This window comes from Lactobacillus sp. UCMA15818 (assembly GCF_030400225.1).
Lineage (GTDB): Bacteria > Bacillota > Bacilli > Lactobacillales > Lactobacillaceae > Liquorilactobacillus.
Genome location: NZ_VJYB01000005.1, coordinates 61,651 through 86,815, shown reverse-complemented (window position 1 = coordinate 86,815; position 25,165 = coordinate 61,651). Strand labels below are relative to the sequence as shown.

At 37.5% G+C, this 25,165-nt stretch carries 22 protein-coding genes; 20 read left to right on the top strand and 2 right to left on the bottom strand.

Translation table 11 applies throughout. From position 1 onward, the window contains the following. The first annotated feature begins 85 nt into the window (after positions 1 to 85). The 16 genes from FFX44_RS07805 to FFX44_RS07735 all read left to right on the top strand — a co-directional run bounded on the left by FFX44_RS07805 (position 86) and on the right by FFX44_RS07735 (position 18,275). Positions 86 to 1,264 (top strand): ATP-grasp domain-containing protein, encoded by a 1,179-nt coding sequence (locus FFX44_RS07805; RefSeq protein ID WP_289979841.1) that lies wholly within the window; start codon positions 86 to 88, stop codon positions 1,262 to 1,264. A gap of 250 nt (positions 1,265 to 1,514) precedes the next feature. After that, on the top strand, positions 1,515 to 3,749 hold the full coding sequence (gene pcrA, locus FFX44_RS07800; RefSeq protein WP_289979536.1) for a DNA helicase PcrA: 2,235 nt from the start codon (positions 1,515 to 1,517) through the stop codon (positions 3,747 to 3,749). Positions 3,750 to 3,772: 23 nt separating this feature from the next. Beyond that, entirely contained in the window at positions 3,773 to 5,788 is a 2,016-nt protein-coding gene (ligA, locus tag FFX44_RS07795) for an NAD-dependent DNA ligase LigA (RefSeq protein WP_289979535.1), read from the top strand. After that, positions 5,785 to 6,942 (top strand): CamS family sex pheromone protein, encoded by a 1,158-nt coding sequence (locus tag FFX44_RS07790; RefSeq protein ID WP_289979532.1) that lies wholly within the window; start codon positions 5,785 to 5,787, stop codon positions 6,940 to 6,942. Before ligA ends, FFX44_RS07790 begins: the two co-directional genes overlap by 4 nt. A 79-nt stretch (positions 6,943 to 7,021) precedes the next feature. Next, positions 7,022 to 7,324: an Asp-tRNA(Asn)/Glu-tRNA(Gln) amidotransferase subunit GatC gene (gene gatC / locus FFX44_RS07785; protein WP_289979530.1), complete on the top strand. Its 303-nt coding sequence runs from the start codon at positions 7,022 to 7,024 to the stop codon at positions 7,322 to 7,324. A gap of 3 nt (positions 7,325 to 7,327) precedes the next feature. Further along, a complete protein-coding gene (gene gatA / locus FFX44_RS07780) occupies positions 7,328 to 8,800 on the top strand; it encodes an Asp-tRNA(Asn)/Glu-tRNA(Gln) amidotransferase subunit GatA (RefSeq protein WP_289979528.1) in 1,473 nt (490 codons plus the stop codon). Then, positions 8,790 to 10,220: an Asp-tRNA(Asn)/Glu-tRNA(Gln) amidotransferase subunit GatB gene (gene gatB / locus FFX44_RS07775; RefSeq protein WP_289979527.1), complete on the top strand. Its 1,431-nt coding sequence runs from the start codon at positions 8,790 to 8,792 to the stop codon at positions 10,218 to 10,220. The genes gatA and gatB overlap by 11 nt, the downstream gene beginning before the upstream one ends. Before the next feature lie 52 nt (positions 10,221 to 10,272). Continuing rightward, the gene (locus FFX44_RS07770; protein WP_289979525.1) at positions 10,273 to 11,310 is read left to right on the top strand and encodes a diacylglycerol kinase; all 1,038 of its coding nucleotides are present in this window, start codon (positions 10,273 to 10,275) and stop codon (positions 11,308 to 11,310) included. Positions 11,311 to 11,451: 141 nt separating this feature from the next. Continuing rightward, positions 11,452 to 12,819, top strand: a complete 1,368-nt coding sequence (gene rlmD / locus FFX44_RS07765; RefSeq protein ID WP_289979523.1) for a 23S rRNA (uracil(1939)-C(5))-methyltransferase RlmD — start codon at positions 11,452 to 11,454, stop codon at positions 12,817 to 12,819. 625 nt (positions 12,820 to 13,444) lie between these two features. Then, positions 13,445 to 13,906, top strand: a complete 462-nt coding sequence (locus FFX44_RS07760; RefSeq protein ID WP_289979522.1) for a MarR family transcriptional regulator — start codon at positions 13,445 to 13,447, stop codon at positions 13,904 to 13,906. Further along, on the top strand, positions 13,896 to 14,426 hold the full coding sequence (locus FFX44_RS07755; protein WP_289979520.1) for a flavodoxin domain-containing protein: 531 nt from the start codon (positions 13,896 to 13,898) through the stop codon (positions 14,424 to 14,426). Before FFX44_RS07760 ends, FFX44_RS07755 begins: the two co-directional genes overlap by 11 nt. Beyond that, positions 14,423 to 15,298 carry a hypothetical protein gene (locus FFX44_RS07750; protein ID WP_289979518.1) on the top strand — a complete coding sequence of 292 codons (876 nt, stop codon included), beginning with the start codon at positions 14,423 to 14,425 and terminating at the stop codon, positions 15,296 to 15,298. Before FFX44_RS07755 ends, FFX44_RS07750 begins: the two co-directional genes overlap by 4 nt. A gap of 44 nt (positions 15,299 to 15,342) precedes the next feature. Next, a complete protein-coding gene (locus FFX44_RS12650) occupies positions 15,343 to 15,432 on the top strand; it encodes a cysteine-rich KTR domain-containing protein (protein ID WP_354669252.1) in 90 nt (29 codons plus the stop codon). Between the two features lie 555 nt (positions 15,433 to 15,987). Next, the gene (locus FFX44_RS07745) at positions 15,988 to 16,719 is read left to right on the top strand and encodes an amino acid ABC transporter permease (RefSeq protein WP_289979515.1); all 732 of its coding nucleotides are present in this window, start codon (positions 15,988 to 15,990) and stop codon (positions 16,717 to 16,719) included. Beyond that, positions 16,700 to 17,437, top strand: a complete 738-nt coding sequence (locus FFX44_RS07740) for an amino acid ABC transporter ATP-binding protein (protein WP_289979514.1) — start codon at positions 16,700 to 16,702, stop codon at positions 17,435 to 17,437. The genes FFX44_RS07745 and FFX44_RS07740 overlap by 20 nt, the downstream gene beginning before the upstream one ends. Before the next feature lie 25 nt (positions 17,438 to 17,462). Beyond that, positions 17,463 to 18,275, top strand: coding sequence for a transporter substrate-binding domain-containing protein (locus FFX44_RS07735; RefSeq protein ID WP_289979512.1), 813 nt, complete (start codon positions 17,463 to 17,465; stop codon positions 18,273 to 18,275). Positions 18,276 to 18,335: 60 nt separating this feature from the next. Here FFX44_RS07735 and FFX44_RS07730 read toward each other — a convergent pair whose 3' ends face one another. Continuing rightward, a complete protein-coding gene (locus FFX44_RS07730) occupies positions 18,336 to 19,250 on the bottom strand; it encodes an EamA family transporter (protein ID WP_289979510.1) in 915 nt (304 codons plus the stop codon). 359 nt (positions 19,251 to 19,609) lie between these two features. On the opposite strand from FFX44_RS07730, the gene FFX44_RS07725 reads away from it, so the two are divergent. Next, positions 19,610 to 20,332, top strand: a complete 723-nt coding sequence (locus FFX44_RS07725; RefSeq protein ID WP_289979509.1) for an AAA family ATPase — start codon at positions 19,610 to 19,612, stop codon at positions 20,330 to 20,332. Positions 20,333 to 20,352: 20 nt separating this feature from the next. Continuing rightward, entirely contained in the window at positions 20,353 to 20,655 is a 303-nt protein-coding gene (locus FFX44_RS07720; RefSeq protein WP_289979508.1) for a bacteriocin immunity protein, read from the top strand. Positions 20,656 to 20,780: 125 nt separating this feature from the next. Here FFX44_RS07720 and FFX44_RS07715 read toward each other — a convergent pair whose 3' ends face one another. Beyond that, positions 20,781 to 21,788: a LacI family DNA-binding transcriptional regulator gene (locus FFX44_RS07715; protein ID WP_289979505.1), complete on the bottom strand. Its 1,008-nt coding sequence runs from the start codon at positions 21,786 to 21,788 to the stop codon at positions 20,781 to 20,783. Positions 21,789 to 21,972: 184 nt separating this feature from the next. Here FFX44_RS07715 and FFX44_RS07710 point away from each other — a divergent pair, with 184 nt between their 5' ends. Further along, on the top strand, positions 21,973 to 23,388 hold the full coding sequence (locus FFX44_RS07710; RefSeq protein ID WP_289979504.1) for an SLC45 family MFS transporter: 1,416 nt from the start codon (positions 21,973 to 21,975) through the stop codon (positions 23,386 to 23,388). 28 nt (positions 23,389 to 23,416) lie between these two features. Next, a complete protein-coding gene (locus FFX44_RS07705; RefSeq protein WP_289979503.1) occupies positions 23,417 to 25,090 on the top strand; it encodes an alpha-glucosidase in 1,674 nt (557 codons plus the stop codon). The last annotated feature ends 75 nt before the right edge of the window (positions 25,091 to 25,165 follow it).

The window sequence follows — 25,165 nt, the reverse complement described above, 5'->3', positions numbered from 1 at the left end:
TAATTATGGTAAGATATCAATGAAAGAGTTATAGGGACGTTTAAAAACGTTTAGGGTGATTATCCATATGGAAAGTAGTGATAGAATGGAAGAGAAGACTTTGTTTCCGGGAAATACCATTGGAATCATAGGTGAAAGTCCCAATGGTATTATGCTTGCAGAAGCAGCTAAAAAGATGGGCTTTAAAGTTATTGCCTATAACAGCGATGAAGCTGCACCAACAATGCAGGAAGCTGATTTGGGAGTTGTCGGTTCATTACACAATAAGAGCAAGTTGCAAGATTTTGCTGAACGCTGCGATCTCGTAACTTATGAATCGGACAAGGTTCCTTCAGACACGGTTGAATTAATTGGACAGTATACCCAAGTTCCGCAAGGCAGTGAAGCACTGGAGATTACACAAGATCGTTTGTTAGAACGTGCATTTTTAGAACAAATGAATGTTAATATTGCGCCGTATGCAACCATCGTAAGTTTGGATGATATCTACCAAGCAATTGGTTCCATTGGATATCCATGTATCTTAAAGCCAATTCAAAAGGGATTTGGCAGAAAGAGGCAGCAAATTATTAACAAACAGTCGGATATTGCAAAATGTGCTGATATTATTGATCTGGGGACTTATGTTCTTGAAGCATGGATTCCGTATGAGAAAGAACTTTCAGTAATAATTGGCAAGGAGTTTGATGGAAAACTCAATTTCTTCCCAATTGTTGAAAATTTATATCAGGATCACCATCTATTTCAGTCGATTACTAAAAGTCAGCTTGATGCAGATGTTCAGTCGGAAGTACACAGAATTGCAGCTGAGATAGCTACGCAGCTTGAGTATGTTGGAATACTAGAAATTGCATTTTTCCTGACCAAGAGTGGGTCGCTCTATGTAAAAAGGGTAGTCCCAGCACCGCATAAAGCGGGCTTTGTTTTTGAGAAGGCAACTAACATTTCAATGTTTGAGATACATTTGCGCACTCTCGCACGAATGCCAATTCCGCAAGTAAGATTTGTCCAGCCAACAGTGATGGTTGCAATAAAAAATGAAGATTTAGAACCATTGCGGATGCAGTGGGTTTTAAAAGACAATTGGTTTTATCGATTTTATCGCTACCCACAAACTAAGCGGATGGTTAATCCAGGGTATTTGTTGGTTCTTGCGGAAACGACAACGATGGCAATTCATCAGATTGAAGCAACGAATATTTGGAACGATAAAAATACGGAGATTGATACCTCAAAGGGAATGACTGACGAAGAGATTCAGTAGAACTATGAGAATATAATATGTATTTTTTGATGTATTCTGCAAAGATTTCGTTTTTTTATTGTTCTTTTTTGATTTTTAGTCATGAATAAAAAAATACTGCAGTGGGAAATGTCTTTTTATTTTCTTACTGTGGTATTTTCTGTTTAAAGAAGAGACGTCTTTGGGCAGAATATATTTGTCTTTTTTTAGAAGCGTAATGTTTTTTTTGGTATAATAAAATATGATTAGATTCAAGAGAGGATTGAAAGAATTGACAGTAGAAAGACTACTAAAAGGAATGAATGATAAGCAGCAAGAGGCGGTCTTATGTACTGAAGGCCCACTATTGATTATTGCTGGAGCTGGGAGTGGGAAGACACGTGTTTTGACGCATCGTGTAGCTTATCTGATTGAGGAAAAACAAGTCAATCCTTGGAATGTGCTGGCAATTACGTTTACAAATAAAGCAGCAGCAGAGATGCGTGAACGGATTGGAAATTTACTGGAAGAGGGCGCAAATGATGTGTGGGCTTCAACATTTCATGCACTCTGCGTAAGAATTCTACGGCGTGATATCGATAAGATTGGATACAATCGAGCCTTTACGATTACAGGAACTAGTGAACAACGGACGCTTGTTAAGCATATTTTAGCTGATTTGAATGTTGATATTAAGAAATTTGATCCGCGTGCAGTACTAAGCGAGATCTCAAATGCAAAAAATGATTTGAAGACACCAACGGATTATCGAATGAATATTCAAGGACCATTCGAACAAGTTGTCGCAGACGTTTATCCAGAGTATCAAAAACAATTGGAGAATAATCAAGCGGTTGATTTTGATGATTTAATTATGCTGACACATCGTCTATTTAAGGAAGTACCAGATGTGCTCGAATTTTATCAACGTAAGTTTCAATATATCCATGTTGATGAATACCAGGATACTAATCAAGCACAATATGAACTTGTAAGCTTATTGGCGAAGAAAAATCATAATTTATGTGTTGTTGGTGATGCAGACCAAAGTATCTATGGTTGGCGGGGAGCTAACATGGAGAACATCATGAATTTTGAGCAGGACTATCCAAATACGAACCTGGTTAAGCTGGAACAAAATTATCGCTCAACTAAGACAATTCTGCAAGCTGCAAATTCAGTAATCAAGAATAATGCGAACCGTAAAGCAAAAGAATTGTGGACACAAAACAACGAAGGCACAAAGATTAAATATTATCGCGGGCAAAATGCAAATGATGAGGCCTTCTACGTTGTGCGCAATATCCAAAAGATGATGCGTGAGAATGGCTGTCATTTTAATGACTTTGCAATTTTATACCGAACGAATGCACAGTCGCGAATAATTGAAGAGACCTTTATAAAGGCCAATATTCCTTACAAGATTGTTGGAGCGCATAAATTCTATGATCGCAAGGAAATTCGTGATGTTTTAGCATATATGCAGCTTGTGACTAATCCGCAAGATTCGTTGAGCTTTGAACGAATTGTTAACGAACCAAAACGCGGGATTGGCGGAACGAGTATTGAACGTTTAAATGACTTTGCACAAAGTATGGGAATGAGTCTTTTAGATGCTGCAAGCAATGCTGTTTTAGCGAACATCTCTGGTAAAGCAAGCAATGCGCTAACAGATTTTGCTAATTTGATTAAGACTCTGCATGAATTGCGTGATAAGTTGAGTGTTACCGAATTGACAGAACGGATTCTTGAGAAGAGTGGATATAAAAAGGTTCTGGAAGACTCTAAGACACTAGAAAATCAAAGTCGTTTAGAGAACTTGGAAGAATTTCTTTCGGTTACCAAGCAGTTCGATGATTCATGGGAGCCTGAAGATGAAAATAGCGACCCATTTGTTGACTTTTTAGCAGATTTAGCATTAGTCTCCGATCAAGATAGTCTAGTTGAAGAAGCAGATGAAGTCACCTTGATGACATTACATGCAGCCAAAGGATTGGAATTTCCAATTGTTTTCTTAATGGGGATGGAAGAGGGGATTTTCCCATTATCACGGTCGATGATGGATGAGAATGAACTTGAAGAAGAGCGGCGGCTGGCATATGTCGGAATTACGCGGGCGGAAAAGGAGCTGTTCTTAACAAATGCATTTTCAAGAATGCTGTATGGGAGAAGACAGACTAATCCGGCTTCAAGATTTATTGAAGAAATTGATCCTGAATTATTACAAGCTGAGAATCAGCAAGCTGCTAATACAAGCATAAGACGCAATGATTCTAGAAAAGAATATCCTTTCGGACAAGCCAGGACACAATATAAGATGCCAGCTGGAACAGTTGAAGAAAATAAAGGAACAGGTGCTGAGAAGGTTGGCTGGAGTGTTGGCGATAAGGTTTTACACAAAGCCTGGGGTGAAGGAACGGTTGTTAAGCTCACGGGAAGCGGTGAAGACATGGAGTTAGACATTGCATTTGCGGGAATGGGTATCAAACGTTTGTTGGCATCCTTTGCACCAATTAAGAAGAAATAGTCTAATCATGAGGAGGTCAAAAGATGGTAGCTGATACAAGAGAACAGGCACAGGAGCAAATTAGTGAATTAGTTAAACAATTAAATGGCTGGGCACACCGCTATTATGTGGAAGACCGTCCAATAGTGGAAGATTATGTCTACGATAAAGCGTACCGAGAACTTATCGAATTGGAGCGGTTGTATCCAGACCTTATTCTAGAAGATTCTCCTACGCAGAGGGTTGGCGGGCAGATTCTTAGCGGGTTTGAGAAAAAAGAACATGAAATTCCTATGCTTTCTCTGGGAGATGTTTTCTCGAAAAATGAGTTGGAACAGTTTGATCAGCGTTTGAGTAAAATGCTTGTTGAAAAAGTTGATTATAGTTGTGAACTTAAAATTGATGGTTTAGCAATTTCTCTCATTTATAAAGATGGAGTTTTTGTACAAGGATCGACTCGTGGCAATGGAGTGATTGGTGAAGACATCACGGAGAACCTGAAGACAATCAAAGCAATTCCACTGAGATTGACTGAACCAGTTACTTTGGAAGTTCGTGGTGAATGCTATATGCCGAAGAAAGCTTTTGTAGGGCTCAATAAAAAAAGGGAAGAGCAAGGATTACCGGTTTTTGCAAACCCAAGAAATGCAGCAGCAGGAAGTCTACGTCAGCTAGATACAAGAGTTACGGCTTCAAGGCAGCTTAGTACCTTTATCTATTATTTAATGGAACCCGAGAAGCGTGGCTTAAGAACTCAAACAGATGTGCTTAAACAGCTACATAACTGGGGATTTAAAGTCAACCTGGAATCACAACAATCAAAGAACATGGAAGAAGTTTTTAAGTATATTGATGAATATCAAACCAAAAGAGCAGATCTTCCGTATGAGATTGACGGAATTGTATTAAAAGCAGATGATTTAGCAACCCATGCGGTCATTGGGAATACCGTTAAGGTTCCTCGGTGGGCAATCGCGTATAAGTTTCCTCCCGATGAGCAAGAAACAGTTGTGCGACTAATCGAATGGACGGTTGGACGGACAGGAACCGTTACCCCAACTGCAGTGATGGATGCAGTGCAGCTTGCTGGGACAACAGTTGCAAGGGCTTCACTGCATAATCCAGACTATTTAAAAGAAAAAGATATCCGTCTATTAGACACAGTCAAGCTACACAAAGCTGGTGACATTATTCCTGAAGTTTCAGAAGTAGTATTGACAAAACGTCCAGCAAATTCAAAACCTATTGAGATTCCAGCAGAGTGTCCAGTATGTAATGCGAAGCTGGTTCATCTCGATGAGGAAGTAGCGCTGCGCTGTATCAATCCAAAGTGTCCAGCTTTAGTTAAAGAAAGTCTGGTGCATTTTGCATCACGGAATGCAATGGATATTATGGGTTTAGGTCCTAAAATTATTGAACAGCTGTTTGCAAAGCAATTAGTCAGCGATGTTGCAGATTTATATCACTTAACTTTTGAAGATTTACTTAAATTAGATAACTTTAAGGATAAGTCTGCTAACAACCTGTTGACAGCTATTGATAATAGTCGGCATAATTCTGGAGAGCGGCTTCTTTTTGGATTAGGTATTCGACATGTTGGTGCGAAAGTTGCGAAGCTTCTGATGGTGCATTTTAAGTCTTTGACAAAACTTGTTGCGGCAGAAGAGAAAGAAATTGCACAATTAGATTCATTGGGACAAGTAATTGCAATGAGCATCGTTACTTATTTTAATAATACTGAAGTTAAGAAGTTGATCGCAGAATTAGCAGATGTTGGTGTAAATTTGGAATATCAAGGACCTAATACAGGTGCTAGTGTCAATAATTATTTCAGTGGTAAGAAGGTTGTTTTGACAGGGACATTAGACCAGTTGAAGCGTGCTGCGGCAAAAGAATGGTTAGAAGCAAGTGGTGCTGATGTTGTGGGAAGTGTATCAAAAAAAACAAATATTGTAATTGCTGGTCATGACGCGGGCGGCAAATTGACAAAGGCAGAAAATCTTGGAATTGAAATAATGAGTGAGCAACAGTTTATTGAGCAAATGGAGGCTGTAAAGTGAAAAAAGTAGGAGTCATATTGGGTGCCGCATTAAGCCTTGTACTACTCGCAGGGTGTGCAAAGTTGAGTTCAGCAACGTCTACCGTAAAGAATGCCGCAAAGAGTTCATCATCTTCATCTGGTTACCAAGTGACTGGGAAATCTACAGATAGTGAATATCAAGGTGTTATTGAAAATGGTAATTATCTAACTAGCAAGGCACGTGGTGTAGGAATCTCACAAAATTCAGATAACTTACTAAATCTAAAGAGTTTTGAATCAGGACTGACACAATTGTCTAAGACAAAGTATTCAACAAGTAATTACATCTTTCGTGAGGGTCAATTGTTGTCTTCAACAACTGTTAATAACTGGCTTGGAAGAAAATCAAATAGTAACTCAACTGGTTTAAATCCGGTCGATAATGGGCAAACTGATGCTGATAAGCGTAATCCAATTTATATCCAACAGATTGAAGAGCAAGACTATATGAAAGAAGTTAACGGAAAGCTCAAACTTGCTGGAATCACCATTGGTATTGGAATGAACACAAAAGACTATTATGAAAAAGAGGAGTATGGGGCGACTTATACCACAACTATTTCGAAGGCAAAAATGATTGCTGAAGGACAACAGGCGGCCGCTAAGGTTTTGGAGCGATTACGTAAAACAAGTGGAGTGTCTGCAAATACCCCGATTGTTATTGCGATGTTCAAACAAGCAACAAATGATAGTCTTGTTGGTGGTTCGTTCTATCAGTATACTTATGTAACAAGCGGTTCAACAATTAATGATTGGACAAGCCTTAATTATAAGAGTTATGTCTTCCCCGAAACATCGGTGTCTTCAGTTCCTAATGATAATGATGAGACGTCTTTTGAGAGTTTTAAGAAACAAGTCCAGAATTTCTTCCCTAATCTTGCGGGGGTAACAGCACAGGCGGAGTATAAGAATAAAACGCTTCAAGGAATGAATGTTAACATTACGACGCAATTTTATAGTTTAACTGAAATCACAAGCTTCACACAGTATCTAGCACAAGCTGCAAAGACCTATTTGCCAAGTGGAATTCCAATTGATATCACAGTTAAGGGAACAGATGGGACAGTTCAAAGCTTCCTTGCGCGTAAATCAGATGAGAGTAGTTTCTATACACATGTTTTTGGAAGCTATTAAAAAAATGAATCTGTTGTGCATATAGTTGTTCAGTTATGCTAAAATAATTACTGATGAAATAGGGAAAGAGGGAGTTTGAATGGCAATTAGTGCAAGCGAAGTGAAGCATGTCGCAAGTCTAGCAAAGTTAGCTTTTACAGATGAGGAATTGCAAAAATTTACAGGACAGATGGATGAGATTATCGAAATGGTTCAGCAACTCAGTGAGGTAAATACTGATGGAATCCCTGTGACAACAAGTGTAACGGACGCAATAGGCGTAATGCGTGAAGATGTTACGGTTAGCGGTACATCACGCGAAGAACTGATGAAGAATGTACCTCAACATCAGGATGGATACATCAAGGTACCAGCAATTATTGATGAAAGCGAGGAAGCATAGTCCATGAATTACTTTAAACATGATTTTGCGAGCTTGCATGAATTATTGGTCAATAAGGAATTAAGTGTGACTGATCTTACACAGCAGACTTTTGATAATATTGAAAAACGTGATCAAAAAATTGGAGCATTCTTGAGCTTGAATAAAGAGGCTGCATTAGAACAAGCTGCTCAGCTTGATCAAGTAGGAGTTGCTGCAGATAATATTTTGTCAGGGATTCCTTTAGGTATCAAGGATAATATTGTAACGAAAAATTTAAAAACAACCGCCGCTAGTAGAATTCTTGCGAATTTCAATCCGATTTATGATGCGACTGTAATGGAGAAGTTACATGCGCTGCAAACAATTACAGTTGGTAAAACCAATATGGATGAATTTGCAATGGGGGGTTCAACTGAAAATTCGGCGTTTCAATTGACGAAGAATGCATGGAATCAGGCTAAAGTTCCTGGTGGATCATCTGGTGGTTCGGCAGCTGCAGTTGCTTCTGGTGAAGTAATCGCTGCACTTGGCTCAGATACAGGGGGTTCGATTCGTCAGCCTGCATCTTATAACGGAATTGTAGGAGTGAAGCCGACATATGGACGTGTGTCAAGATATGGTTTGATTGCATTTGCATCAAGTCTTGATCAGATTGGTCCGTTTACGCGTACGGTCAAAGACAACGCAATTTTGTTAAATGCAATTAGTGGTTTGGATCCTCACGACTCAACTAGTTCGAACCATGCTATTCCAGATTTTACGGCTAAATTGAACGGTGATATTAAGGGAATGAAGATTGCAGTTCCTAAAGAATATATGGGTGAGGGTGTTGCCCCTGAGGTTCGCGAAGGAATTAAAAATACAATTGCAGTTTTTGAGAAACTTGGTGCAACGGTTACTGAAGTTAGCCTTCCGCATAGTAAGTATGGTGTTCCTGTTTACTATATTATTGCTTCATCTGAAGCGAGTTCAAACTTGCAGCGTTTTGATGGGATTCGTTATGGACATCGTGCTGCGGATGTTAAAAACTTGGAAGATGTTTATGTCAAGTCTCGTTCAGAAGGTTTCGGTGATGAAGTTAAGCGCCGTATTATGTTGGGAACATTCTCCTTATCTGCTGGAACTTATGATGCATTCTTCAAGAAGGCAGCCCAGGTTCGAACATTAATTTGTCAAGATTTTGCTAATATATTTAGTGATTATGATCTTATTTTAGGACCAACTTCACCAACTACGGCATTTGGAATTGGTGAAGATATTAATGATCCAGTTACGATGTACATGAACGACATTTTAACAATTCCTGTGAACTTGGCAGGTCTTCCAGGCATGTCACTTCCTGCTGGCTTTACAAAAGGCCTCCCAATTGGAATGCAGCTGATTGCTAATCGTTTTGATGAAGAAACAATGTATCGTGCTGGTTATGCATTTGAACAGGCAACTGATTTTCATAAAGAAGTTCCAACGTTTGGGGGCAAGATTAATGAATTTTGAAACAACGATAGGACTAGAAGTCCATATTGAGATGAAGACAAAATCAAAAGCTTTCTCACCGGCACCTGTTAAGTACGGTGTAGAACAAAATACCAATACTAACGTTGTTGACTGGGGATTTCCTGGGGTGTTGCCGACTATCAATAAAGGCTCCCTAGAGTATGGAATGCGTGCTGCTTTGGCTCTTAACTGTGAGATAACGAAAGATATTCATTTTGATCGTAAAAATTATTTCTATCCTGATAATCCCAAGGCTTACCAGATTACGCAAGCGCAGACACCAATTGGACGCAATGGGTGGCTTGAAATCGAAGTAAATGGCGAGAAGAAAAAAATTGGAATCGAAGAAATGCATGTTGAAGAGGATGCGGGTAAGAATACACATAGTCCAGATGGTTATTCGTATGTTGATTTGAACCGACAGGGAACTCCATTGATTGAGATTGTTTCTAAACCAGACATTACCTCTGCTGATGAGGCATATGCTTACTTAGTACGTTTGCGTCAAATAATTCAATTCACTGGAATCTCCGATGTTAAGATGGAGGAAGGATCTATGCGTGCTGATGTTAATGTATCGGTACGTCCAATTGGCTCTGACAAGTTTGGAACAAAGACTGAAATGAAGAACTTGAATTCATTTGAGCATGTAAAAAAGGGCGCTCACTATGAATCTAAGCGACAACAACGAGTTCTATTGTCAGGTGGCAAAATTCAACAAGAGACGCGGCGCTTTGATGAACCAACTGGCGAGACAATCTTGATGCGTGTCAAAGAAGGAGCAAGTGATTATCGCTATTTCCCAGAACCAGACATTCCACCAATTCATATTTCAGATGATTGGATTGAAGAAGTTCGTGCATCAATTCCAGAAATGCCTGATAAGCGTCGTGAAAAGTATGTTTCCTCATGGGGAATTCCAGAATATGATGCGGGTGTCCTTACACAAACCAAGGAAATGTCTGATTTCTTTGAAGCAACTGTTGCTGAGGGTGCTGCTGCAAAGCTTGCTGCTAACTGGCTCATGGGTGAAGTTAACGCGTATATGAATGCTAACAAGTTGGAGTTGCTTGAGACTAAGCTAACACCAGAGCATTTGGCAAGTATGATTAAATTGATTGAAGATGGCACAATTTCATCTAAGATTGCTAAGAAAGTTTTCCAAGAAATTATTGCAAATGGTAGTGAACCAAAAGCATGGGTTGAAGCTAAGGGCCTCGTTCAGCTATCAGATCCAGCTGTTTTGGAACCATTAATCAAAACGGTTTTGGATAATAATGAAAAATCAATTGAAGATTTTAAGAATGGTAAAGACCGTGCAATCGGCTTCTTGGTTGGTCAAATCATGAAGGGAACTCATGGTAAGGCAAACCCTAAGATTGTTAACAAGCTATTAATGGATAGCTTGAAGAAAAGATAAGAGAGCAGAGAGTTAAAAAGCTTTTTTGTGTAGGTTTAAAGGAGAGGTAGCGATGAAGAAGCGTTGTCGGATTATTTACAATCCAACATCTGGACGTGAGGCAATGCGCAATGATCTTGTTGAAATTCTTGATATTCTTGAGAATGCAGGATATGAAACAAGTGCGTATCGTACAACCGCTAAGCCAAATTCGGCACGTGATGAGGCAGAACGCGTAGCACGAGCTGGGTTCAACTTAATTGTTGCGGCTGGCGGAGATGGAACTATCAATGAAGTGGTTAATGGAATCGCTCCATTGAAACATCGTCCAATGATGGGAATTATTCCCGCGGGAACAACAAATGATTATGCAAGGGCGTTGAAGATTCCACGTGAAGATCCGATAGCTGCTGCAAAGGTGATTGCCAAGGGCAAAAATGTTAGCATGGATATCGGCCAAGCGGATAAGAAGTATTTTGTGAATATTGCGGGTGGTGGATTACTGACAGAACTGACATATGGAGTTCCATCACAATATAAGTCACTCTTTGGTTACCTCGCTTACCTTGTTAAGGGGGCAGAAATCTTACCACGAGTTAAGCCAATTAATATGCATCTCGAATATGATGATGGTGTTTTTAATGGTAAGGCTTCAATGTTCTTCCTTGCATTGACTAATTCGATTGGGGGATTCGAACAGATTGTTCCTGATGCATCGCTTGATGATGGGAAATTCACGCTGATTGTGGTGAAAACAAGTAATCTTGTTGAAATCTTGCAGCTGATGACAATGGTGCTGAATGGTGGTCGTCATATCAAGGATCCGCGGATTTTGTATGTTAAAACTTCTAAAGTGATCGCGAAGCCAGTGGATGAGAAGATGATGATTAACATTGATGGTGAATATGGTGGGGATGCTCCAATGGTCTTTAAGGACTTGAAACAGCACATTCAAATATTTGCTAATACGGACAAGATTCCAGAAACTGCGATTACATCTTCCAAGACGACTGAAGAAATTATTGCGGAGCATTTTGTCGCAGAAGTTGAAGATCTCTCAGAAAAGGATCTTGATGGTGACGGTACAATTGGTGTCTCAAACAGAAAATAGTAACAAGTTAGTAACATGTTGATAAGTCGGATAGCCGTTTGGTTTAAATAAAATCAAGCGGCTGTTTTGTGTGGATAAAGATTGCACTTACTAGCAATTCAGTATAAAGTAAAACTATGAGTCACAAAAAAGGAGAAATAAATGAGTAAACCACCAGTAACAAAAAATCAGAAACTAACATTGACAATTAGCGATTTGACATATCAAGGAATGGGTGTAGGAAAAGTCGAGCATTACCCGTTATTCATTGAAGACGCATTACCTGATGAAGTTGTGGATATCACTGTGATGAAGGCAAGTAAGAATTATGGTTTTGCAAAAGTTATCAACAGGCATAATGATAGTCCGCTTAGAACTTCAGGAATTAATAAGACTTATACACAGACTGGAATTGCACCACTGCAGCATCTTAAATATGACGCACAACTTGATTTTAAACGTAATCAGGTTGTGGAGTTGTTGAAAAAGTCACATTTAGAAGAAGTTGAAGTTGCACCAGTCTTGGGAATGGACGAACCTGTCCATTACCGTAACAAGGCTCAAGTCCCAGTACGTACAGTTAGAGGACAACTTGAAACTGGTTTTTTCAAGAAGAATAGTCATAACTTTGTTCCCATGGAAGACTATCTTATTCAAGATAAGCGAATTGATGAAGTAATCAAGGCTGTGCGCGATATTTTGCGCAAGTTCATGATCAGTGCATATGATGAGAAGACACACAAGGGAGTAGTTCGTCATGTTATTGTGCGTCGTGGGTATTATTCGCATGAAGTAATGGTTGTATTAGTGACTCGTGCCAAAAAGATTCCCGAATCAGATATGATTGTTGATGAAATCATGAAGACTTGTCCAGATGTGCGTACAGTTGTGCAAAACATCAACCAAGAAAAGACAAATGTGATTTTGGGTAAGACTGAAAAAATTCTTGCTGGAGATGGTCGAATTAATGATAGTCTTAATGGTATTAATTTTGAGATTTCAGCACATTCATTCTATCAAGTTAATGCTGTTCAGACAGAGAAAATCTATCAAAAAGTTGTTGTAGATGCAGAATTAACCGGTAAGGAAACTGTGATTGATGCATATTGTGGGATAGGGACAATTTCTTTGAATCTCGCACAAAAAGCGGCAAAGGTTTATGGTGTTGAGATTATTCCAGAAGCAATCGAGGATGCTAAGAAGAATGCAACTGTGAATAACATTAATAATACAACTTTTGAAGTTGGTACGGCGAGTGATTGGATGGCTAAATGGTCTGAAGAGGGAATTAAACCTGATGTTGTCGTCTTTGATCCACCACGTAAGGGGTTAGAACCAGAAGTTATCACCAGTACAGTGAAGTTATCCCCAGAAAAAATCGTTTATGTGAGTTGCAATCCCGCTACATTAGTGCGTGATATCCAGTTATTCACAGAACAGGGTTATCAAGTTGCAAAACCAATTCAACCAGTTGATCAGTTTCCAATGACGACACACATTGAGACAATAACGTTATTACAACGACACTAAAGTTGGAAATCCTTAATTTTAGGCAGCTTTGCAAGCATATCATCTTCACTGGTGAGGGGGATAAAATCCGAAATAAGGAGATTCGAGACTACATCAATGTGTCAGAGATTATAGAACTAGTAATAGTAAGTGGGAACACAACAAATGAAAACTAAATGTTAGAGCAAATAGTGTCTATTTACTCGCTAGAATAAGGCGTTTCTGTAAAAGAAAGCGTCTTTTTTTGTACACAGATTTAAAGAGAAAATCAGAGAAATGAAATAAGTATGAAAACGAAATTAAAAAAGTTATCCCAAAAGGCAATAAACCTGCCTAATGATTTTGGTAGCAGTATTTACTAGCATGGTTGCTACATCAACGACTTAAATGAAACAACAGGATATGCTTATACAGCGGTAAGCTTACATTTGGCATCACCCATGACAATATCTATGTTATGAAGATGGACGGCAAGAAAGTATTCTGTGTAGAATCTGTTATTTTTACAACTAGCGGAGCGGGTTATATTCCAGAAGCTTATGTAGATGCAAGAAAATATAAATAAATTTCGTTTGACAAAAAGGTAATAGGTTACCTATAATGGAAAGGTAACCTATTGCCTTTGATGATTGGAGGGAGCGTAATTATGAAGCCACCTAAGAATACGAAATATATCTTATTTGGAGGAACGTTTATATTGGCAAATAAACTTCAGCTGCTCGGTGATAATGTAGTAAAAGGACTAACTACAAAACAATGGTTTTTACTTGTAAATCTTATTGATTTGTCAAAAAGTGAAACTGTTACCGTGTCAAAACTTGCAGAAGTAATGGATTCAAGCCGGCAAAATACTGCCAAAATGTTAGAAGGTATGGAAAAAGAAGGACTTGTCACCGTAAATCAAAGTAAGTCTGATAAACGTACCCGTATTGTTTCTATTACTCCGCATGGTTTGACCATTACAAAAGAAAGTGAAATAAGCAGTCAGGACTTCCTTGGCGAAGTGTTTGATGAGATTAGCAAAGAAGAGCTTAAAACAGCAAGTAAAGTAACTCTGAAAATGATTGAAAATCTGGAACGATTGAAAGGAAAGAACCATGAATCATAAAATAGCGGTTATTTACCAGTCGTACTATGATACGACAAAACAATATGCTAAATGGATTAGTAAAGAGCTTGGAGCAGATTTAATTGAACGAAATATGGTACTCCTGTCCACTCTTAATAAATATGACTTAGTTATCTATGGTGGGGGATTATATGTCGGTGGGATTATTGGTGTGGATTTGTTTTCTAAAAGTTCAGTCTCTCGATTTGTAATTTTCACAGTTGGACTTGCAGACCCCAAAGATACTGATTATGCAAAAGCCATGACAAAGTCGTTTCCAAATCAAAGTAATCAACCGTTGCAATCTTTTCATTTTCGTGGAGGTATTGACTATTCAAAATTAAGCTTTATGCATCGTAATTTGATGAAATTACTAGGGAAAATGGTTGCGAAAAAGCCTTTGCCTGAATTGACTTCGGAAAATAAAGCAATTCTTGAAACCTATGGAAAACGGGTGAATTTCACTGATAAGTCATCTATTGAGCCATTGGTTTCATTCGTTAAGGAGGTATTGAAATGAAAACAGTATTTGTGGAAGAACCCAATAAAAAAGTATATTATTTAGTCGTTGCAATAGCAGTATTATCTGCAATTGCTGCAGCTGTTAGTTTGTTTTATAACCCAGACGTAAACGTTGGACAGAAAGTCAAAACAATTAGTGGGCAGACAATCCAATTATATGGACGGGGAATCTATCATAATGATTCGCTTTCTATGGCAGTGCAGGCAAAAGGACAAGATTTAGTTACCTTGTTTCTAGGCGTCCCCTTTCTTACCTACTCTCTTTATCTAAGTGGAAAAGACAGCTTAAAGGGAAGCTTTTATCTTACGGGAACATTGGCATATTTTTTATATTCTTATACGATATATTGTTTTTCTGGGAACCTGAATTCATTTTTTATTATTTATGTAACTATAACTGGATTATCCTTTTTTGCTTTTGTTTCTTGTATGATATCTTTTAATTTTGGTGAAATGAAAGAAGCTTTTACAACGAAGTTACCGATAGGGTATCTGGGAATTTCCAATATTGTATTTGCACTTTTAATTGGGATGAACTGGCTCAGCCGCTTAAAGGCTCCGGCTTCATATGCATATTTGGAACACTATACAACATTTCCTATTCAGGCAATAGATTTAGGATTTGTCCTTCCAGCCATTATCTTCAGTAGTGTGATGTTGATTCGACGTCAAAACTGGGGATATTTCTTAATACCCATTATGACCATGAAAATACTCACCTTGTTAATTGCACTAGACGCCATGATTCTCTTTATGTACCTGAATAAAGTTGAAGTTTCATTGATAGAAATAATTATCTTCCCATTATATACGCTGATAGTGATTTTCAACTTCTATTTGATTCAAAAAAATTTGAATTACAAATCATAAAGCTGATGAAAGGAATTTATTAAAAACAAAGAGGAAAAACGCACATGGAATGGATATCATGTCCTATTTGCCAAAGTAAAACTCGTATCAAAATCAGAAATAAAGAATATTTCACTATATTGTCTGAAGTGTAAGTAAGAAGATTTGATTAGTATTAACAACCTGAAAATGATAATATCAAAGAGACAGCCGCTGAGACGATAACTACGAAGTGGAAAAACTTCAAGCTAGCGGCCTTTTTGATTGATGGACATAAAGCAAGGCTCACGGTTATTGGTGTAGCGGTAATAAGGACATAATGGAAGATTTCTTGAAAAAGCTAGATGAAATACTGAATGAAAGTAGCGTCAAGAAGCAATTCATAAAAATTCAAAAGAAGATGGCAGCCTTGGATAAGAAAAAGAGCAATCTTATTTAATATCAGTTTTTAATTATTAAAGGTGTTGACTTTCTTTGTTAAATCAGTTAGCATAAAATAATAATACAATTAGTTTTTAGTGAGGAAAATAAAATGAACATATTGAAATCCAAAATTCAATATATGTGTCCTTGTGGATTAGGTCTTAGACGATCCACTATTTTGGCATGATATTTTTCCAGCTAAAAAATGGAACGGATGAGACGAAATCTTTTATTTTAAGATTTCGTTTTTTTATTTGTACTTTTACATACATTAGGAGGAAATTTAGATGTGGGAAATTATCAGCAAAGCTTTGCCTCAAATTTTAGAGGCTGGTTTTAAGTATACTGTTCCGTTAACACTTATTTCTTTTTTTCTAGGAATAATATTGGCACTTTTTACAGCATTAATTAGATTATCTAGCAGAAAAGGATTCTTTTTGGTAGTAAAATTATTTTTTAGATTTTATGTTTGGTTATTTCGTTCCACACCACTATTAGTACAACTATTCATAGTTTATTTTGGATTACCATATTTAAAAATAAAAGGAATGGCTCCAGAAGGAATAAAGCTCGATGCCTTTATTGCAGGAATAATAACTTTCTCGCTTAATACGGGTGCTTATGCATCTGAAACAATTAGAGCGGCAATTAGTTCAGTGCCTAAAGGACAATGGGAAGCTGCATTTTCAATCGGAATGACGAGAAATCAGACTCTGAAAAGAATTATATTACCACAAGCACTGAGAGTATCTGTGCCACCGCTGGCAAATAGTTTCATTAGTTTGGTTAAGGACACATCTCTAGCGGCTTCAATTACTATTGTTGAAATGTTTGAAGTAAGTCAACAGATAGCCGCAGAAAATTACCAGCCATTATTAATGTATTCCTTGGTAGCCGCAGTTTATGCTGTCTTTTGTACGATTCTTTCTTGGGGGCAAGGTAAGCTAGAAGATAAGCTTGGTGTAAAGGCTAATAGGTCAAAAAAGGAGGTGGTAATTGATGGAGTTGAGAGAAATTAATAAATCATATGGTAATCACCTTGTTTTAAAGAATATTAATCTAGAGTTCCCAAAGAAAAAGGTTACTGTTTTAGTAGGACCATCCGGTTCTGGAAAATCAACAATTTTACGTTCGTTGAATTTATTAGAAACACCAGAGAGGGGGAAGTATTTGTTTGATGATTTGATAATTGACTTTACAAAGGGGATTGATAAAAAAGAATTATCTTACGTACGACGGAAAACAGGGATGGTATTTCAAAGTTATAATCTATTTCCTCATTTTTCAGTTCTTGGCAATATAATTGAAGGACCTACTCAGGTGTTAAAGCTCGATAAAGAAACAGCGATTAAAAATGCAAAAAAAATATTAAAAAAAATTGGATTGGAATCTAAAATTGATAATTATCCAGAAGAACTTTCGGGTGGTCAGGCACAAAGAGTAGCAATTGCACGCTCTTTAGCCATGAATCCAGAGTATATTTTACTTGATGAACCTACTTCTGCATTAGATCCCGAATTAGAACTTGAGGTTTTACAGGTCCTTTTGCAACTTGCAAAAGATGGGCAATCAATGGTGATTGTTACACATAATATGTCGTTTGCACAACAAGTAGCCGACAAAATAGTATTTGTAGAAGATGGAAATATTATTTATGATGGGAAACCTGATCCTTTTTTCAAAAACAATAAAAATTTGAGAATTACGAAATTTCTGTCATCTATGGTATTAAAATAAAAACTAATTTTGGGGGATTTTTGATATGAGAGAACAAAAAATTATTTTAAAAATAGAAGTATTAATAGCAGCAATCATAATTACTTTTGGAATTTTTATAGGACTAGCCACGAAGGCTAACGCATCTTCGTACAAAGATGACTTAATAAATAAAGATCAATTAACAATAGGGTTAGAAGGAACATATAAGCCTTACTCATATCGCTCAGATGGAAAACTAACAGGGTTTGAAGTAGATTTAGGGAAAGCCCTTGCGAAAAAAATGGGAGTAAAAGCCAAGTTTGTACCAACAAAGTGGGATTCACTAATTGCAGGAGTAGGGGCTTCGAAGTACGATATAGTGCTAAATAATATAACACAGACTCCTGAAAGAAAAAAAGTATATATTTTTTCTAAACCTTATATCTATTCACGCTATGCTCTAATTTCTTCAAAGAAAAATAAGATTAATAACTTGAAAGAGGTTAAGAATAAAAAATTTGCAGAAGGAACAGGGACCAATAATGAAATCCTCGCAAAAAAATATAAAGCGACGATTGTTTCTTCGGGAGATTTTGCAACAAGTCTGTCATTAATTCGCCAAGGCAGAGTTAATGGAACAATAAATGCGGCGGAAGCGTATTATGCATATGCTAAGAGTAATAAGGTGAGTGACTTACACTTCAAGGACTTATCAAAGCAGGTTAAACCAGTTAAAATTTCAGCCCTCTTAAATAAGAAAAATAAAAAACTACAAGGACGAATTAACAAAGCATTGCAGACACTTAGAAATGATGGAACTTTGCAGAAACTTTCAAAGAAATATTTTGGTTCGGATATTACTAAAAATCCTAAGTAAAAATTGGTTACGGTCTAAATAAATGGACTAAAAAAACAAGCGAATCCAGTATAATTCGGACTAGCTTGCTTTTTTATGTGCCTTAATGATTTTTTCAATGGGTAGCGATTGGATAATTGCTGCCACTATAATCAATGTACCGCCAATAAGTGCAAATATACCAAGATGAGTACCCAACAAAGCAACTGATAGAATTGTAGCAACTAGGGGTTCAAATGCACCTAGCATTCCAGTAGTACTTGCGGAAATATAGCGGATGCTTGCAAGGAAGAATAAATAGGCAAACAGTGTCCCACCAATGATGATATACACAATCAATCCCCAATCAAACAGTGTAAGCGGGGGCCATGGTATAAATAGGAGGACAGGTGAAAGACAGACTCCACATAGTGACATTGAGACTCCTATTATTGGAATTGTTTGGTAGCGCTGCATTAATTGAGTGGGAATTACGACTTCCATCGCGGTACAAAAGGCTGCTAGCAATCCCCAGACAAGTGTTTGCATTGAGAGTGACAGATGATCTAAATGGCCATTAGTAACTAAAAAAATGGTTCCGATGATTGCTACAAAGACAGAAATTATTTCTATTCGCTTAGGCAAGATATGTTTGATCAGCAACATATACATAATTATAAACAGTGGTGAAAGAAACTGAATGACCGTTGCAGTGGAAGCATTACTATATTGGACAGCCATAAAATAAGTGAATTGTGAACCACCGACTCCAATAATTGAAAATGGCAGTAAGCTTGGCCACGTATGTTTGTCAGATAACAGAGCTTTTATCTCTCCATAATACAGATAATGAGCCCAGATTGTAAGCAGTAATCCGGTCCCTATCAGGCGCAAGTCAACTAACCAAGCAGATGTGATTGTGGTGTGCAGATATAGATATTGAACTGCGACACCAGACGTTCCCCAAAATGATGCTCCAGAGATAGCTAGGACAATACCACGATATCTAACGTTCATAGGACAACACTAGCTTTTTCACAGATTTTATTGGAGATAACTTAATAAAAGAAAATAAGAGTTTGCACATTTTTCCCTCCGGGTGATTTATCGTTTAATATATTCTATAATAAAGTTAAACAAATTTGAATATGGTTTTGATTAATCTATAGCGTGAATCGATTATAATTTGATTAGTAAAATTAGTGAGACAGAAAAATGATATATCAAGTTTCTGGGGTAAGCAAGGTTGATAAATTATTTGATGGTTGAGGGGATGTGCACAATCTATGGTCGGTCGGACTAACTGAAGAAATAGGGGATTATTTTGATAAAGAATATCAAGTATATGAAATCAAAGGGTATTAGTATAAAAGAAGGTGATTATAATCAATGCTAACTTTATTCAGCGAATCACGATAGATTGGAACAAAATTGCCGAAGAGAGTTACACCCGAACGATAGCTTCACTAAGTGGACTAACACAACTTGATTTTAATCATCCAGTGACTTTTTTTGCAGGAGAAAATGGGAGTGGAAAGTCGACCTTGTTAGAAGCAATTGCAATCAAGTATGGTTTCAATCCTGAAGGTGGAAGTCGTAATTATCAGTTCTCAACATATGACACACATTCGGAATTGTTTAACGGAATGCGCGTATCGGGGGGAGCCATTCGCGCTGATTGGGGGTACTTCCTACGTGCAGAGAGTTTTTACAATGTTGCTACCAAAGAGCTAGAATATTCTGATAAAAAACATCCAGCAGAGAATTATCACGAGAAGTCCCACGGTGAAAGTTTCTTGGCACTTGCACAAAAGCAGTTCAAGCCAAACGGACTCTATATTTTAGACGAACCTGAAGCGGCACTATCACAACAGCGGCAATTGGCGCTGCTGTCAGAGATTAGGCAATGTGTCAACGCTGGCTCACAGTTCATTATTGTCTCTCATTCACCGATTCTTTTAGGATACCCTGGGGCGGAAATCTTGGTATTTGATGATGGAGAAGTGCATAATTGTGCATATGAGGAAACAGAGAGTTACCAAATAACAGAGATGTTTATCAACAATAAGGAGCAAGTTTTGAGAAATCTGTTTGATTAAATTATTGCAGGAGGAAACTTATGGCAAAAGAAAATGAGATAGAAAAAATGTTGGATCAATTGAGTGCTGCTTATGCTGATGAACAAGTTAAGCAGCAAGCAGGTGCCGGTGAAATTATTTTGGCTATGGCTAAGGAACTGGAAAAAACTGGAAACTGTGATTTAGTTGCCAGCAAGCTCTCTAAAGAAATTGTACTGTACTACTGGCAGCATCAAAAAGATTTTCCGGCTGCATTGATTACGCTGCATAACCAGATAAAAAAGCGTGCTGTCAAATATGATGCAACAGCAGTTACAGCAATGATGATGCCAATTTGGTTTTAATTATTATTTGGAACACATTTACATGGAATTAATAATAAGGAGGTCGAGCCAAAGGTTAACTTTTGACTTGACCTCCTTTTCTATTGTTCTGGATAAGCACGTTCCATCTTATTGGAGTATGTTTTTTAGTAATCAGTACTACTAATTTTTTGCACACTTTGCCGCTGGTTAATTACGATACTTGTATAAGCATTGTTTTGAGCACTATTAATCAAATAAGTAGTTCCCAGGTATCCCATGCGATAAAAGTCTTGAGTGACGCTTGATAATTGTGGACGGACAAGTTTGCAAAGATTAGTTCCATCGATAGTGATAATCGATAGTTCAGCAGGAACATTAATTTTTAAGTGACTACATTCGTTCAAAATACCGATTCCAACTAGATCGCTAGCTGCAATCACAGCTGTAACGTCTTTGTTTAAGCAGTAGTTTCGCAAGGCGGAAATTCCAGATTCGTAACTGTAGTCACCTGTTTGTAGCCAGTGTTGTTTGAAGGTTATTCCAGATTCATTTAGTGCTTGTTGATATCCTTTGAAACGCAATACGCCTGTATGAGCACTATTTGTAATATCTAATCCCGCTATGCCAATATTTTTATGTCCTTGCTCAAGCAGGTATCTGGTTGCTTGATAACCAATTTCTTGATCATCTGAGGAAATATAATTTAACTCATTATTCTTAAATGAGATTGATAAAAAATAAAAAGGAATCTGAGAAGATGTCAAGATGTCAAGATTTGATGGAAAAAGGTCGACCGATAGGAGTAAGATTCCAAGAATTGGTCGTTCTAAAGCAGTTGATAATGCAATTTTTTGCGCACGTTCATTACGATCACCAGCATATAGAATGATAACTCTTTTTTCAGCTTCGTCAGCCCTTTTTTGAATGCCATTAATTATCTGGTCTGAGAAGTTTGTTTTAGTAGAGTTAACAATCACGGCAATAACATTACTCTTTTGTGTAACTAATTCAGTTGCAGCCATATTTTTTTTGTATCCAAGATTTGCAGCAGCTTCGCGGACGATTATGGCAGTCTGTGGACTAAAGAATCCCGTCTTGTCAGATAAAACTCGCGAAACAGTTGCGACAGAAAAACCGGTTTCTCTAGCTATATCTTTAATAGTGATGCTCATGACAACGCTCCTTACAGTTTATATGTATTATTTTAACGCAAAATAGAAATAAAATAAATAAGTATAAACACTCTAAGGCAAACGTTTACTTTTTTATAAATATCTATTGTAAACGTTTGCTCTAGGTATTATAATACTCTGTGAAAGCAATTACACAATTTATATAATACGAGGAGTGATAGATATGGAAAGGAAAGTTTCTAGTTCGGTTAATAAAAATGTAACCGGTAACAAAAAAGGCACTTCAGTTATTACCAACTCTCTTCCCAAGTTGCCGCTTAGTACAATTTTTGCAATGACCTTTGGCTTCTTCGGTGTCAATATGGCTTTTTCTTTACAGTCATCGCAAATGGGGCGAATCTTCCAGACAATTGGTGCTAACCCGACTAAATTAGGATTCTTTTTTATACTACCTCCGTTGGCAGGAATGATAGTACAGCCCTTAGTTGGAAAGTATTCAGATTTAACGTGGTCAAACAAGTATGGTAGAAGAATGCCATACTTGATGTTGGGAGCACCAATTGCCGCATTAGTAATGGTGTTATTGCCGAATGCGGGGTCATTTGGATTTGGATATGCATCTATCGCAGCACTAACTTTCGGAGCAATTGCAATTTTATTCATGGATTTATCAAGTAATGTTTGTATGCAGCCATTCAAGATGATTGTCGGGGATATGGTTAATGAAGACCAAAAAGATTTAGCATGGTCATGGCAGCAATCATTTAGTAATCTTGGTGGAGTTGTTGCAACGGTATTTCCATTTTTACTTACAATGTTTGGTGTTTCAAATATTGCAGACCAAGGAGTTGTTCCCTTATCTGTCAGACTTTCTTTTTATATCGGAGCCATAATCTTATTAGCAACTTCGGTATATACGGTTATGAAGGTTAGAGAATATGATCCTGTAGCATATGCTGAATATCATCATCTTGACCCTAATCATCATAAAGAAGTTCCTTCATTGTGGTCTTTGGTTAAGAGAGCGCCCCGTGCTTTTTGGGAAGTTTCATTTGTTCAATTATTTGACTGGTTTGCATTCCAATATCTCTGGACATATGCAACCGGAGCAATTGCTAAAAATGTTTGGAATACAGCAAATACGGCATCAGCAGGTTATCAAGCTGCAGGAAATTGGTATGGAATCTTAACATGCATTCAATCTATCGCAGCTGTTATCTGGGGATTCTTAATCTTATCAAAGACGAATCCTTTGAAAAGAAAGTTTTGGTTTCGAGTTGGTCTTATAATGGGAGCAATTGGTTTTGTGGGTGTTTTCCTAACGCATAATCAATATCTGTTAATCTTACCATTTTGTTTAATTGGAATTTCGTATCTTACAATGCAGACAGAGGCATTTTCAATTTTTACTTCTGCTCTAAATGGTAAAAATGAGGGCGCTTATATGGGATTGTTTAATTGTGGTATCTGTTTACCGCAAATTATTGCATCAGTTGCGAGTTTTGCAATCTTCCCGTTGATCAACAATTCAATGCCAGGCATGATTCTGGTTGCCGGAATTGTAATGCTTTTGGGTGCTGTTGCAGTTGGTGTTATCAAGGAAGACAAGCCTCAAGAAGGTATAGCAAAAAGTAAATAATAATTGTTTGAAGGAGAGGGATAGTAAGATGAAAAAGAAATGGTGGCAAAAAGCGGTTGTGTATCAAGTATATCCAAGGAGTTTTCAAGATAGTAATGGTGATGGAATAGGTGACTTGGGAGGAGTTTTGAAGCGACTGCCATATATTAAGAAATTAGGTGTGGATGTGATTTGGCTCAATCCAGTATATAAATCACCTGATAAAGATAATGGATATGATATCAGTGACTATCGCTCAATTCAACCGAAGTTTGGAAATATGGAGATCTTCGACAAATTATTGAGAGAAGCGCATCGACTAGGCTTAAAGATTGTAATGGATTTGGTTGTTAATCATACATCTGATCAACATGAATGGTTTAAAGAAAGTAAGAAGAGTAAGAACAATCCATATCGCGACTTTTATATTTGGCGTGATGGCAAAGACGGAAAAGTGCCAAATAATTGGGGTTCATTTTTTGGTGGTTCAACGTGGGACTACAATGAGTCTACCAAACAGTATTATCTGCATCTTTTTGCGAAAGGTCAACCAGACTTGAATTGGGAAAACTCAGAAGTGCGTGAACATGTCTGGGATCTAATGAGATTTTGGCTTGATAAGGGCATAGATGGCTTTAGAATGGATGTTATTAACTTTTTATCGAAACCAGCTGGATTTCCAGATGCGCCTAATCCTAAACAAGCTGAATTTGCAAATGTTGAACCAATGGTAGCAGATGGGCCAAAACTCAATGATTATTTGAGAGAAATGAATGATAAAGTTCTCTCACATTATGATTTGATGAGTGTTGGTGAAATGCCTAGTTCAACTCCAGATGATGCTATTAAGTACACAGGTTTAGAAGCAAAAGAATTGAACATGGTATTTCAATTCGATCATGTTACCCTAACAATGAATGATGATCCAAGACTAGGCAAGTGGAATGATCAGCCTGTTAAATTAGTGGATTTGAAGAGGTCACTTTCTAAATGGCAAGAAGCACTAGATGGTAAGGGCTGGAATAGCTTGTATTGGAATAACCATGATCGTGCACGAGTTGTTTCACGCTTTGGCAATGATTCACCGAAATACCGAATTAAATCAGCAGAAATGTTAGCAACAATCCTGCACATGCTACAAGGGACACCTTATGTATATCAGGGTGAAGAGTTGGGAATGACTAATGCACATTTCAAGGATTTGAAAGATTATCAGGATATTGAATCGCTTGAGGCCTATCATCAGCTTGTGGATCGTGAAAAATTAGTTGATCATGATACGATGATGCGATATTTAGCTACAGAGTCGCGTGATAATGCAAGAACACCAATGCAATGGGATGATTCTAAGAATTCAGGTTTTACGGAGGGCACACCTTGGATGAAGTTAAATGAAAATTATTCCGAAATTAATGCAAAGAATGAACTAAATAATCAGGATTCGATATTCTATTATTATCAGAGATTGATTGATTTGCGGCATAATAGTGATTTGATTGTCTATGGTAATTATGTTGAACTTGATCCGGATGATGAGGAAGTCTTTGCGTATAAACGTAACTATGAGGGAAAGACACTGTTAGTCATGGGCAATTTCACTGATAAGAATGTTGTGCGTAACTATGATGTTCCAGAAAATAAGCAGTTACTAATTAGTAATTATGATAAAGATAAAAACCTTAAAAAATTACGACCATACGAAACAAGAGTGTATGAGTATTAAACGTGAATGGTAGTGAATACGTAGAAACTGGGGTTAGGCCAAGGGTTAAAGCTTGACCTAACCTCTCTCTTTGCG